Source organism: Tessaracoccus aquimaris, from assembly GCF_001997345.1.
In the GTDB taxonomy this organism is placed as follows: domain Bacteria; phylum Actinomycetota; class Actinomycetes; order Propionibacteriales; family Propionibacteriaceae; genus Arachnia; species Arachnia aquimaris.
This window is the reverse complement of sequence record NZ_CP019606.1, coordinates 1,709,168-1,721,918: the sequence shown is the minus strand read 5'-3', so window position 1 is coordinate 1,721,918 and position 12,751 is coordinate 1,709,168. Positions and strand designations below refer to the sequence as shown.

At 66.8% G+C, this 12,751-nt stretch carries 12 protein-coding genes; 10 read left to right on the top strand and 2 right to left on the bottom strand.

The features are described 5' to 3' along the window. Positions 1-580: 580 nt before the first annotated feature. On the bottom strand, positions 581-1,027 hold the full coding sequence (locus BW730_RS08080; RefSeq protein ID WP_158522542.1) for a VOC family protein: 447 nt from the start codon (positions 1,025-1,027) through the stop codon (positions 581-583). 120 nt (positions 1,028-1,147) lie between these two features. Between BW730_RS08080 and BW730_RS08075 the strand changes: the two genes are divergently transcribed. Beyond that, the gene (locus tag BW730_RS08075; RefSeq protein WP_269466653.1) at positions 1,148-1,657 is read left to right on the top strand and encodes a peptidylprolyl isomerase; all 510 of its coding nucleotides are present in this window, start codon (positions 1,148-1,150) and stop codon (positions 1,655-1,657) included. A 53-nt stretch (positions 1,658-1,710) separates the two neighbouring features. Here the strand turns inward: BW730_RS08075 and BW730_RS08070 are convergent, their stop codons facing one another. Then, positions 1,711-3,465, bottom strand: a complete 1,755-nt coding sequence (locus BW730_RS08070; protein ID WP_077685794.1) for a DEDD exonuclease domain-containing protein — start codon at positions 3,463-3,465, stop codon at positions 1,711-1,713. 61 nt (positions 3,466-3,526) lie between these two features. Here BW730_RS08070 and BW730_RS08065 point away from each other — a divergent pair, with 61 nt between their 5' ends. From BW730_RS08065 to BW730_RS08025, 9 genes are all read left to right on the top strand, one after another. After that, entirely contained in the window at positions 3,527-3,727 is a 201-nt protein-coding gene (locus tag BW730_RS08065) for a hypothetical protein (protein WP_077685793.1), read from the top strand. Between the two features lie 84 nt (positions 3,728-3,811). Continuing rightward, positions 3,812-4,951 carry a C40 family peptidase gene (locus tag BW730_RS08060; protein ID WP_145952778.1) on the top strand — a complete coding sequence of 380 codons (1,140 nt, stop codon included), beginning with the start codon at positions 3,812-3,814 and terminating at the stop codon, positions 4,949-4,951. Positions 4,952-5,150: 199 nt separating this feature from the next. Then, positions 5,151-6,404: an ethanolamine utilization protein EutH gene (locus tag BW730_RS08055; RefSeq protein ID WP_077685791.1), complete on the top strand. Its 1,254-nt coding sequence runs from the start codon at positions 5,151-5,153 to the stop codon at positions 6,402-6,404. A gap of 1 nt (position 6,405) precedes the next feature. Further along, a complete protein-coding gene (locus BW730_RS08050; protein ID WP_077685790.1) occupies positions 6,406-6,696 on the top strand; it encodes a EutN/CcmL family microcompartment protein in 291 nt (96 codons plus the stop codon). A 14-nt stretch (positions 6,697-6,710) separates the two neighbouring features. Beyond that, the gene (locus BW730_RS08045; RefSeq protein ID WP_077685789.1) at positions 6,711-8,189 is read left to right on the top strand and encodes an ethanolamine ammonia-lyase reactivating factor EutA; all 1,479 of its coding nucleotides are present in this window, start codon (positions 6,711-6,713) and stop codon (positions 8,187-8,189) included. Between the two features lie 30 nt (positions 8,190-8,219). After that, entirely contained in the window at positions 8,220-9,587 is a 1,368-nt protein-coding gene (locus BW730_RS08040) for an ethanolamine ammonia-lyase subunit EutB (RefSeq protein ID WP_077685788.1), read from the top strand. A gap of 5 nt (positions 9,588-9,592) precedes the next feature. Further along, positions 9,593-10,498, top strand: a complete 906-nt coding sequence (gene eutC / locus BW730_RS08035; RefSeq protein ID WP_077685787.1) for an ethanolamine ammonia-lyase subunit EutC — start codon at positions 9,593-9,595, stop codon at positions 10,496-10,498. An 8-nt stretch (positions 10,499-10,506) separates the two neighbouring features. Continuing rightward, positions 10,507-11,163: an ethanolamine utilization microcompartment protein EutL gene (gene eutL, locus BW730_RS08030; RefSeq protein WP_193432371.1), complete on the top strand. Its 657-nt coding sequence runs from the start codon at positions 10,507-10,509 to the stop codon at positions 11,161-11,163. 9 nt (positions 11,164-11,172) lie between these two features. Beyond that, complete coding sequence (locus BW730_RS08025; protein ID WP_077685786.1) at positions 11,173-12,681, top strand: aldehyde dehydrogenase family protein; 1,509 nt, start codon at positions 11,173-11,175, stop codon at positions 12,679-12,681. Positions 12,682-12,751 lie beyond the last annotated feature (70 nt).

The following is a 12,751-nucleotide window of genomic DNA, read 5'->3' as shown; positions in this document are numbered from 1 at the left end:
GCGACCGCAGGGTGCTCCGCGGCATGATGGAGCGCGTCCTGCAGCTTGGGCAGCAGGTCGTCGGTCACCTTGTCGCGGGCGGCATCCACGGCGGGGGCGACCCTGTCGAGGGCGTCCTTGATGTGGGGCTCGAGATCATCGAGCGTGCGCGATGCGAAGTCGGCGGTGCGGACCTTGGCGTCGCGGATGATGGGGCCGGCCTGCTTCTGGGCCTCCGCCAACAGTTCCTGGGCCTTGTCCAGGCCGTCCTTCAGCGCGGTTGTTGAGTACTCGGCGGCGGCGGTGGCGGTCTCCGCGGCGGCCTTCTTCATCTCTTGTGACTTCTTCACAAGTTCCTCCCGTTGTTGTGGCTCGTGATCGAGCATCTCCAACGCTACCGGGTTGTCGGGTTCCATCAAGGCCGATCCGACACAAGAGGGTGCGCCCAGGCGGGTGAACCCCGTCCGTGGGCGCTGGTGGAGGGTCTGTGGAGACTCTGGCGTTGAGCAGCATTCGGTGTTGGTTCCCGTGGATGCCACGGTTGAACGCTCCACACCCGGACGAGTTGTCAATGCTGCTCAACGCCAGGTCGCCACAGGGCTCAGACGACGTTCATCACCAGTTCGACCGGGGTGCCGTCGGGGTCGCTGAGGTACGCGACCCGGTTGCCCGCCCAGGGGCCCATCGCCACGGTCTGCGGCTCGGAGTTGAACGGCACACCGGCCGCGGAGAGGCGCTGGTATGCCTCGTCGATGTTGTCGACGTTCAGCGCGAGGTGCATCGCGCCGACGTCCCGGTTGGGGCGCGTGTTGGCCTTCTCACCCTCCGGTTGCTGGTACTCGAGCAGTTCGAGGACCGATCCGTCGTCGATCGGCAGGAACGCGACGCGGATGACGGCGTCCTCCTCCTGGACGAGTTGGCTCAGCCAGTGGCCCTGGATCGTGAAGATCCAGTCGGCGGGCGGAGCGCCCAGGCCGAGGCTGGTGTAGAACGCGATGGAGCGTTCCAGGTTCGACACGGTGATCCCTACGTGGTTGAGCAGCGGCATTGTTGTCCTCCAAGGTGGTGTTTGCGGCTCGCCGGTGAGCGCGACGTGACCCAAGGCTAGCCAAGCCCCCGGGCGGCGTCTGTCACACTGGGATGGACAACACAGCTGAGAGGACATGCGTTGAGCACTGCAACCCTGCACACCAACCGTGGCGACATCGTCATCGAACTGTTCGAGGACCAGGCCCCCAAGACGGTCGAGAACTTCGTCGGCCTCGCCGGAGGCACCAAGGAGTTCCGCGACCCGGTCACCGGTGAGAACACCACCGCCAACTTCTACGACGGCGTGGCGTTCCACCGCATCATCGACGGCTTCATGATCCAGGGCGGCGACCGCAAGGGCGACGGCACCGGTGAGCCCGGCTACACCTTCGCCGACGAGTTCCACCCCGAACTGTCGTTCGACCGTCCGTACCTGCTCGCCATGGCGAACCGCGGCCCGGGAACCAACGGCTCGCAGTTCTTCATCACCGTCGGCCCCACGCCGCACCTGAACCGCCGCCACACCATTTTCGGCGAGGTCAAGGACGCTGCCAGCCAGCAGGTGGTCGACGCGATCGCCACGACCGCGACCGACTCCCGCGACCGTCCGGTCGACCCGGTCGTCATCGAGTCGGTGACGCTGGCCTGACGCCAGATCTTTCTTGACCGCCCGAGCCTCCCGAGGCTCGGGCGGTCGTCGTTTCAGCCCGCGAGCGGCTCCGGAGCGAGTGGTTCCTGGCCGAGTGGTTCAGGGCCGAGCACCTCAGCGGGCAGCGCGCCGTCGGGCAACCCGACGTTGATCGGCCATGCCCAGTCGCCGTCGGTCTCGATGAACCTGACCCCCGGCAGTTCCAGCCATGCGGCGATCCGCTCGGTCTCCTCGATGCTGGCCGCGGGCATCCCGTGCGAGGCAGCAAGCACCGTCTCGGCCGACGCGACGGCGGCCTCCGACGCGGCGCGCGCCCGGTGGCTCGGCGCGGACGTGGCCGCAGCCAGGCGACCGTGCCTGATCACGTGGATGTCCCAGCCGCGTGACGACGGGACCGCCGCGACCAGTTGCGGGCACGCCGCGAGCGAGCGGATCCGGTGGAATCGCAGCGACGTGCGGTAGTAGGCGTGCAGCCGTCTCGACACCTCGCCTGCCTCCTCGTAGCGCTCCTGCGCGATGAGTCTGCGCATCCGCCCCCGGACGCTGCGCAGCACCGGTCTGACGTCGCCGCCCCAGGTGTGGGCGACGTCGGCGACGATCGCCGGATACTGCTCTGCGCCCTCGCCCAGTTCGCAGGGGGAGACGCAGCGTCCCATCTCGCCCAGTGCGCACGAGGGGCTCGGCTTCCGCGGCGACAGTCGGGTGGTGCAGCGGCGCAATCGGTAGGCGTCGTAGAGGGTCAGCGCGGCGTCATTGGCATCGTCGCGCGTGCGGAACGGGCCGAAGAAGTGGGTCGCGTCGCGCAGTTGGGTGACGACCGAGAGCCGCGGGAACGCGTCGTCGGTCAGCCGCAGCCACCAGAGCTTTCGCTGGTTCTTCGAGCGCCGGTTGTAGCGCGGCGCCAGCGACTCGATCATCCGCAGTTCCCGGACCTCGGCCTCCAGGTCGGTGGCACAAGGCACGAACTCGACGCCCGTGGCGACCCGCACCATCTCGTGGATCCGGCCCCGCTTCTCCGCGGCGGAGAAGTAGGAGCGCACCCGCCGCTTGAGGTTGTTCGACTTGCCGACGTAGAGCACCTCCCGCTGCGGGCGGCCCGCGGGTTGCTGCGTGTCGGAGACGAAGTAGTAGACGCCCGCCGACTCTGGGGCCGACTGCGCCCACACCCGCTTCGCGCGGCGGTCGGGGGAGACCTGCAGCGCGAACTCCGTCAGGTCTTCCAGTGTGTGGACGCCCAGGTTGCCGACCCGCTCAAGCAGGCCGTGCAGCACGTCCACCGTCGCGCGGGCGTCGCTCAGCGCGCGGTGGTTGGGCTCGGTGGCGGCGCGGAAGTGACGGGCGAGCGTCGCCAGTTTGCAGTTGGGGACCTCGTCGCGCAGCAGCGCACAGCGGGCAAGCGCGACGGTGTCGACGACGGTCGGCCTCGGCCACTGCAGGCCAAGCTCCTCGTAGCCGCGCCGCAGGAAGCCGGTGTCGAAGCGGGCGTTGTGCGCCACGATCACGGCATCGGTGGCGAACTCCGCGAACGACGGCAGCACCTCGGAGGCGGCCGGGGCAGACGCGACCATCTGGTTCGTGATGCCCGTGAGCACCTGGATCATCGCAGGGATGCCCCCCGAGGGGCGCACCAGCGTCTGGAACTCCCCGAGCACCCTGCCGCCTCTGACCTTGACGGCGCCGACCTCCGTGATCTCCGAGTCGGCCGCGCCGCCGGTGGTCTCCAGGTCGACCACTACGAAGGTGACATCTGCCAACGGCGTGCCAAGCTCATCGAAGCTGGGCTGCAACGCGGCGGAGGTCGGCGACATGCCACGCACGCTACGTGTCTCCTCGGACAGTTCTGTCGGTGCCCCCGGCAAGACTGTTGCCATGACATCACTACACGTGGACTGCCACACCTGCCAGGCAAAGGGGCCCGCCTGCGGCGACTGCGTCATCTCGGTGCTGCTCGGCACACCCAACTTCGACTTCGTCGAGCCGGAACAGCGCGCGCTCGCGGTGCTCTCCGACGCGGGTCTCCTGCCGCCTTTGAGGATGGACGCCCCGGCGTCAGATCAGCGTGCCGGATGACGACACGCCAACAACGTTTGAGAAAAAGCTGAACGGGGCTTAGGATTCTCTCAGATTTGTTCTATGCCTGTTCTGGAGTTGAACGTGAACCGAGTCCGCCTCGTCCTGGCCAGCACCCTCGCGATCGCCACCGTCTTTGGTGGTGCGGTGGTGGCCAATGCCGATCCTGACGCCGTTGCGCAGGCCCGTAAGGACCTCGACCGCATCCACCAAGAGAGCTCCGCTATCGATCAGGACATCATCGAGGCGCACGACCGGGCCGCCCAGAACGAGGCGAAGCTCAAGAACCTGACCTCCGACGTCACCTCGCAGGTGGCGAAGGTCGAGAAGCTGTCGAGCCAGCTCGGGCACGTCGGCGCGGTGCAGATGCGCGGCGACTCGATCTCGCTGACGGCGCAGCTGCTCACCAGCACTGATGCGGACAACTTCCTCAGCGGGCTCGGCGCGATGCAGGTCGAGGCCGACCGCTCCACCGCGGGCATCCAGCAGCTCCAGGTCGACCAGGCAAAGCTGACGACGCTGCGTGAGGACGTCGACGCCACCCAGAAGCAGCTCGACAAGGACGCCGCCGCCAAGGTCGAGCTCGGCAAGCAGTACGACGCCAAGGAGGCCGAGGCGCAGGCCGTCTACGACCGCCTCTCTGAGGAGGAGCGTCAGCGGCTCGCGGCCATCGAGGCTGAGCGGGTCCGCCGCGAGGCCGCCGCCCAGGCCGAGGCCGAGGCCCGCGCCGCCCAGGAGCGCGCCAGCCGCGACACCGCGACCTCGCCCCGTGTGGAGGCCCCGGCGTCGACCAGCCCCAGCGCCCCCGCCTCGAGCAAGGCGCCCAAGCCCGAGACGCAGGAAGAGCCCCCGGCCGCCAGCGGTGGCTCCGGCCGCGCGCAGGACGTCGTCGACGCCGCGCTCAGCAAGGTCGGCAGCCGCTACGTGTGGGGCACCTCCGGCCCGAGCACCTTCGACTGCTCCGGCCTCACCAGCTGGGCGTACCGCCAGGTCGGCATCAACCTGACCCGCTCGTCGCGTGGCCAGTTCTCATCGGCCGGTTACAAGGTCTCCAAGTCCGACCTTCGCCCCGGCGACCTGGTCTTCTACTACAGCCCCGTAAGCCACGTCGGCCTGTACATCGGCAACGGCAAGATCGTCGACGCAGCCAACCCGCGCAGCGGCGTCCGCGTCACGAGCCTCAACTCGATGCCCTTCAGCGGCGCCCGCCGCGTCATCGGCTGACGCAACTACAGCCTCGAGGCCCCCACCGATCGGTGGGGGCCTCTTTTTGTGCTCTGCGGGCTGGGTGTCCGCGCTTGTCAGTGCGGTATTCGAATAACTGACCCCCGATTTCGTTACTACAAAACGTAGTTGATAGGGTTTGTGTCAGGTCGGCATCGGTGCCGACGCTTCACCCTTCAACGTCGAAGGAGACGCTGTAGTGAGCATTAACGAAGTCATCGTCTGGATCTTGATGATCTGCATGGTGTTGGGTGGGCTCGACAGGGCGATCGGCAACAGATTTGGGCTCGGCGAGAAGTTCGAAGAGGGCTTCAACGCGATGGGTCCCCTTGCCTTGTCCATGGTCGGCGTCTACGCGCTGTCTCCTGTGCTGGCCAAGATTCTGAGCCCCGTTGTCGCGCCCATCTACGGGCTCGTCGGTGCAGATCCCGCCATGTTCGCGGGAACGCTGCTCGCCAACGACATGGGAGGCTGGCCGCTCGCGCAGGCCATGACCGACAACCCCGACGCCCAGCGGCTCTCGGGTCTGATCCTGGGCGCCATGATGGGCGCCACCGTCGTCTTCACGATCCCCGTCGCACTCGGCATCATTGGTAAGGACGACCGTCCGTTCCTGGCGAAGGGCGTGCTCGCCGGCATCGTCACGATTCCGTTCGGCGTCGTCACCTCCGGCCTCATCGCGGGGATGCCCGCCGGGTTCGTGCTGATCAACACGGTACCGATCATCTTCGCGGCGGTCCTGATCGCCCTCGGACTGTGGTGGAAGCCCGACGCCATGACCACCGGGTTCCTCTGGTTCGGCAGGGGGCTCGTCTTCATCATCTCCGTCGGCCTGGTGATCGGCGTGTTCGAGACCATGACCGGCGTCAAGATCATGCCTGCCGGATGGGAACTGCTCCCCGTCACCGAGGGGCTCGCGGTGGTCGGCTCGATCGCCATGATGCTGTTGGGCGCCTTCCCCGCGGTCCATCTCATCGTCACGCTCGGCGCGAAGCCGCTCGCGGCGGTCGGCAAGCTGATCGGGGTCAACAAGTCCGCGGCGGGTGGCTTCATCGCCACGCTCGCGAACAACATCGCCATGTTCGAAATCATGAAGAACATGGATAAGCGCGGCAAGATCCTCAACGCCGCCTTCGCGGTCAGCGCCGCCTTCGTGCTCGGTGACCACCTCGGCTTCACTGCAGGCGTTGCGCGCGACATGATCGCGCCGATGATCGCAGGCAAGCTCGTCGCGGGCATCACCGCCGTCATCGTGGCACTGCTGCTCTTCGCCCGTGCCTTCCCCGCGAGCTCGCCGGAGGCCGACGACGAAGCCCCCGTCGACGCGGAGGAACTCGCAGACGTCACCGCCACCTCGGCGATGGCTGAGGCCGAAAGCCTCGCCGACGTCGCCGACGGGGCCAGGCGCGAAGCCCGACGGGACTCGGCCACCGGCAGAGTAGCGGAGGACTGACATGCGGATCGCGCGCGTCATCGGATCGGCGGTGTCGACCATCAAGGTCGACTCGCTCCGTGGGTCCAAGTTGCTGATCGTCTCCAACGCCACCGTCGATGACGAGCTGTACGGCGAGCCCTACGTCGCGGCTGACGCCATCGGCGCAGGGGAGGGCGAGCTCGTCCTCGTCGCCGAGGGCAGCGCAGGTCGCCACACCGACCTGACGGCGGGAGCGCCCGTGGACGCGGTGATCTTCGCGATCCTCGATTCGCTCGAGGCAGACGGCCGCACGACCTTCCGCAAGAGCTGAGGGCCCTGACCGTCATGACCAGCCGCGAGATGTTGAGTGTCGGGATCGACGTCGGTACGACCACCACGCAGGTGGTGCTGTCGGAGCTGAGCGTCAACAACCAGGCCCGCATGGGCCTGGTTCCCCGGCTCGACATTGACGCGCGCCGCGTGCTGTACCAGGGGGAGGCCCACTTCACCCCGCTCGTGAGCGCCGACGAGGTGGACGTCACCCGCCTTGTCGCGATGGTCCGCGCCGAGTATGCCAACGCGGGGGTCGATCCCCGCCAGGTGGAGACCGGCGCGGTCATCATCACGGGGGAGACCGCGCGAACCAAGAACGCGGAGGAGATCCTGCAGGGCCTCGGTGATCTGGCTGGCGACTTCGTGGTCACCGTGGCGGGGCCGAACCTGGAGTCTCAGATCGCCGGGCGAGGCTCGGGCGCGGCCCAATGGTCGGCCGACAACTACGCGACGGTGGTCAACGTCGACATCGGAGGAGGATCGTCGAATGCCGCCGCTTTTCGGACGGGCAGGCACGTCGCCTCCGCCGCCTCGATGGTCGGCGGTCGGCAGGTTGTGCTGGACTCATCCACGGGAGCCGTCACGCATCTCGCGCACACCGGCGCTCTCATCGCGCAGCGGCTCGGCCTCAACCTCAGGATTGGGTCGGTCCCTGCGCTGGAGGAGCTGCGCAAGCTGACCGACGCCATGGCCGAACTGGTTGTCGAGTTGTGCCTCGGTGAGGTGTCGGACCTCGGCAGCCGGGCCGCGCTCAGCGCCCCTCTCGAACTCGACGGCAAGGTGGGGGCGTACTTCGTCTCCGGAGGGGTCGGTCAGCTCTACTACGACCAGACCCGCGCCCCTACGACGCTCGCCGAGGTCGCCAGATGGGGCGATGTCGGGCCGCTCCTGGCCGATGCCCTGCGCAACAACGTCCGTTGGCAGGGGCTGCGCGTGGAGAGGCCAGCTCAGACGCTCCGCGCGACGGTGTTGGGTGCGGCCAGCCAGCAGGTAACTCTTTCCGGGTCCACGATCTGGGCCGAGGAGTCACATCTGCCCATCAAGAATGCACCCGTCATCGAACCGCATCTCGGGGCCCAACTCGTGGACCCGCACGCGATCGCGGAAGCGCTCGGCGAAGCGGTCGAACGCTGGGATCGTGGTGCGGGAAACGAGGGCGACTTCGTCGTCTCGGTTCCGATACCGCGCCGCTTGAGCTTCGATCAACTCAACGTCCTGGCCACGGGAATCGCCCAATTCGCGAGGCGTCACGTTCCCGCACAGCGCCCCCTCGTGTTGGTCACCGAGGAGGACTACGCGCAGGTGCTCGGCCAGACCATCAAACGCGAGCTGCCATCTGAGCCACTCATCGTGGTTGACCAGATCCAGCTCGGGGAGGGCGACTTCATCGACATCGGTGAGCCGCTCTTCGACGGACGGGTCGTGCCCGTCTCCGTCAAGACTCTCATCTTCTACCAAGCCACTGAGAACAAGACTCGACCAAGGAGTTGACGTGGAGAAACCAAACGAGGAGGTGTCGTAATGCTGTTGCGAACGAAGCTGTTCGGACACACATACGAGTTCGCCGACATCAAGGACCTGTTGGCCAAGGCCAATGAAGAAAAGTCCGGAGATCAGCAGGCGGGCATCGCAGCGAGAAGCGCGGCAGAGCGCGTGGCGGCCAGGCATGTGCTTGCCGAGGTCCCACTGAGCGCCCTGCGTGAGAACCCGGTCGTCCCGTACGACCAGGACGAGGTCACCCGCGCCATCGACGACGCCATCAACGAGACCATCTACCAGGAGATCAAGGGCTGGACGGTCGGCGATTTCCGGGAGTGGCTGCTCGCGAACACCACGAGCAGCGACGACATCACCAGGATCTCGCGGGCACTGACCGGCGAGATGGCGGCAGCGGTCACCAAGCTGATGGGCAACCTCGACCTCGTCGTCGCGGCCCGCAAGATCAGGGTCGTCACGCACTGCGGCAACACCATGGGGCTGGAAGGCACCCTCGCATCGCGGCTGCAGCCCAACCACCCCACCGACTCGGTCGACGGGATCCGGGCGACGATCTACGAGGGTCTCTCCTACGGCTCGGGTGACTCGGTGATCGGCATCAACCCCGCCGACGATTCGGTCGGGTCGGTCAGCAGGCTGCTCGAGATGACCTATGAGGTCATCCAGCGGTGGGAGATTCCGACGCAGAACTGCGTCCTCGCCCACGTCACCACCCAGATGGAATGCCTGAGGCGCGGTGTCCCCGCCGGTCTGATCTTCCAGTCCATCGCAGGATCCCAGAAGGCCATGGAGAGTTTCGGCATCTCCGTCGGTCTCCTCGACGAGGCGAACGACCTTGCGAAGAAGCACTGCTTCACCGCAGGGCCGAACTACATGTACTTCGAGACGGGTCAGGGCTCGGCCTTGTCCGCCGACGCCCACCACGGCGCCGACCAACTGGTGCTCGAGGCGCGCAACTACGCCATCGCCCGCCGCTGGAACCCGTATCAGGTCAACACCGTCGTCGGATTCATCGGCCCCGAGTACCTGTACGACTCCGTCCAGATCATCAGAGCCGGCCTCGAGGACCACTTCATGGGCAAGCTCCTGGGGATCTCGATGGGCTGCGACGTGTGCTACACCAACCACGCCAAGGCAGACCAGAACAGCAACGACAACCTCGCTGTGCTCCTGGCCAGCGCGGGCGTCAACTTCGTCATGGGCATCCCGATGGGCGACGACGCCATGTTGAGCTACCAGACGACCAGTTTCCACGATGCGCCGTCGCTGCGACAGGCCCTCGGGCTTCGCCCGCTGCCGGAGTTCGAGGCGTGGCTCGAGGGGGTGGGCCTGTGGAAGGACGGACGGCTCACCGACATCGCAGGCGATGCGTCCTTCTTCCTGAAGAGGTGAAACAGATGAGTGTCAACATCGAAGAAATCGTCGGCCGCATCCTGGCGGAGCTTCGTCGGGAGGGATACGAACCCAAGGAGCAGAGCCCCGAGCGGCAGGAGTCGGTGATCTCGCGCGACGGCACGGACCTGGTCATCGACCTGGCCGATCCGACGCTCGACCGACCGCGTCACGCCATGCTGGTCGAGGACGCCCAAGATCCCGACGGCCTGCGGAACCTGATGGCCAGCACCAATGCGAGGCTGGGCGTCGGCAGGGCGGGGCCCCGCCCCAAGACGGGGACCGCGCTGCTGTTCCAGGCCGATCACGGCGTCACCCAGGACGCCATCTACGGCGTCGTGAGCGACGAGGCGCGAGACGCCTTCAACCTGTTCACCGTGACAAGCCGAGTCGCCGACCGGGCCGAGTACCTGCTGCGGCCGGACCTCGGACGCCTGCTCAGCGACGAAAGCAAGGCTGTCATCGCTGAGAAGTGTGTGAAGTCGCCGGACGTGCAGTTGTGCGTGGTCGACGGGCTCTCCGCCGCTGCGATCGACAACAACCTGCGCGACATCTACCCGGTGATCGAGCAGGGCCTCAAGGCCGCGGGGCTGACGGTCGGAACTCCGTTCTTCGTAGAGAACGGACGCGTCGGAATCATGAACGACATCAACGCCCTCGTCAAGGCGAAGGTGGTCGTCCTCCTCATCGGTGAGCGTCCCGGCCTGGGAATCGCCGACGCGATGAGCGCCTACATGGGGTTCGATCCTCAGCCGGGCAAGTCTGACGCCGACCGAGATCTGATCTGCATGATCACCACCCACGGCGGCACCAACCCGCTCGAGGCTGGCGCCTACATCGTCGAGTTCATCAAGCGAATGATCAAGTACAGCGCGAGCGGCGTGAAGCTCCGCGAGGTCGCTGGAGAGTAGGGACAACCATGGCAATCCTGGAACCAATCAAGCCCACCGTCCTGGCGGTGCGCATCATCTCGAACGTCGATCGCGCGTTCGCCGAAAAGCTCGGGCTGGCGGATCACCAACGCTCGCTCGGCCTGATCACCTGTGACATCGACGACTCCCTGTACGTGTCCCTCGACGAGGCCACCAAGTACGCCGAGGTGGACGTCGTGTACGCGAAGAGCTTCTACGCCGGTTCGGCGCACGCATCCGGACCTCTGTCGGGCGAGATCATCGGCATGCTGGCGGGCCCGACCCCCGCAGAGGTCAGGGCCGGAGTCGACGCTGCCGTGTCGTACTGCGAGGAGGCGGCGTGGTTCCACGCTGCTGACGAGGCTGGCGATCTTGCCTTCTTCGCGCACCTCATCTCCAGCACCGGCAGTTACCTGTCGAAGGAGGCTGACATCCCGCTGGGGCAGCCGCTGGCCTACCTGATCGCGCCTCCGCTGGAGGCGACCTTCGCACTGGACCTGGCGCTGAAGTCAGCCGATGTGTCGCTCCAGACGTACTTCGAGCCCCCGAGCGAGACCAACTTCGCCGGTGGCTGGCTGACCGGCTCCCAGAGCGCCTGCCGGGCGGCCTGCGCGGCGTTCCAGGACGGCGTCCTGGAGGTCGCGTCCAACCCGAAGAAGTACTAGGAGGACACGATGTCTGCAAACGCGATGGACGCCGACCTCCGCTCCATTCAACAGGCGCGCGACCTTGCGGTCGCCGCCCGCGGAGCCATGAGGTCGTTCCAGTTCGCGTCCCAGTCGCAGGTCGACAGGATCTGCGAGGCGATGGTCGCCGCGGCGATGCGCGAGGCTGCCAGGCTCGGAGAGCTCGCCCACGAGGAGACGGGGTTCGGATACGCGCCCCACAAGCAACTCAAGAACGAGTTCGCCGCGCAAGGGGTGTGGGACTCGATCCGCGACGTCCCGACCTGCGGCGTGCTGCGCCGCGATGAGAAGAACAAGATCGTCGAGATCGGTTGGCCGGTGGGGGTGCTCTGCGCTCTGACGCCCTCGACCAACCCGACCTCGACCGCGATCTTCAAGATCCTCATCGGGGTCAAGGCGCGCAACGCCGTCGTCGTGGCACCTCATCCGTCGGCGAAGCGCTGCACGGCCGAGGCGGTCCGGGTGATGGTCGAGGCAGGCGAGGCGGCAGGAATGCCGAAGGGCCTTGTCTCGTGCATGACCGAACTGACCATCCAAGGCACGAACGAACTGATGAACCACTACGCGACTTCGATGATCCTGGCCACAGGCGGGCCGGGGATGGTCAAGGCAGCGCACAGTTGCGGAAAGCCGGCGCTCGGCGTCGGGCCAGGCAACGTGCCCGCTTACGTCGATCGCAGTGCCCACATCGTGCGTGCGGCCAAGATGATCGTCGAGTCGAAGTCGTTCGACTGCTCGACCATCTGTGCCACCGAGCAGGTCGTCATTGCCGACCGTCCGATCGCCGAGCGGTTGAAGTCGGAGATGCAGGCGGCCGGTGCACAGTGGCTCACCCGCGACGAGGCCGACCGGCTGGCGGCCATGATGTTCCGACCCAACGGCATGATGATCGCCGAGTTCGTTGGACGCACGCCGCAGGAACTGGGCCGCAAGGCAGGCATCGCTGTGCCGGAGAGCACCCGGATCCTGGTCGCCGAGATCGACGGCGTCGGTCCCGACCATCCACTGTCCCGCGAGAAGCTCACCTCGGTGCTCGGATGGATGGTGGAGGACGGTTGGAAGGCCGGCTGCGACCGGGCGATCCAGCTGCTCACGTTCGGCGGTGACGGACACTCGATTGTCATCCACTCACGCGATGAAGAGTCGATCATGGCCTTCGGCATCGAGAAGCCCGCCTTCCGGGTCCTCGTCAACACCTGGGGCTCGCTCGGGGGCGTCGGCTACACGACGGGTCTCAGGCCCTCCATGACGCTCGCGCCCGGTGGAATCGGCGGCGCCTCCGTCAGCGACAACATCACGGTCGAGCATGTCCTCAACGTCAAGCGGGTCGCCTACCAGGTGCGTCAGGCTCCGGAGGTGGCCAGGGCGCACAGGGGACTCATGGACGGCACGCCGGCCCCGTTGGAGGATGACGAGGTCCTCGAGTCATCGGACGGCGCCGACTCAGCCCTCATCGAGAAGCTGGTACGCCAGATTCTCACGGAACTCGGGAAGTGACGTCAGGAGGCTAAAGCATGACCGAGACCACAAAACCTCGCCCTCCGCGCAAGCAGACCGCCCCGGAGGA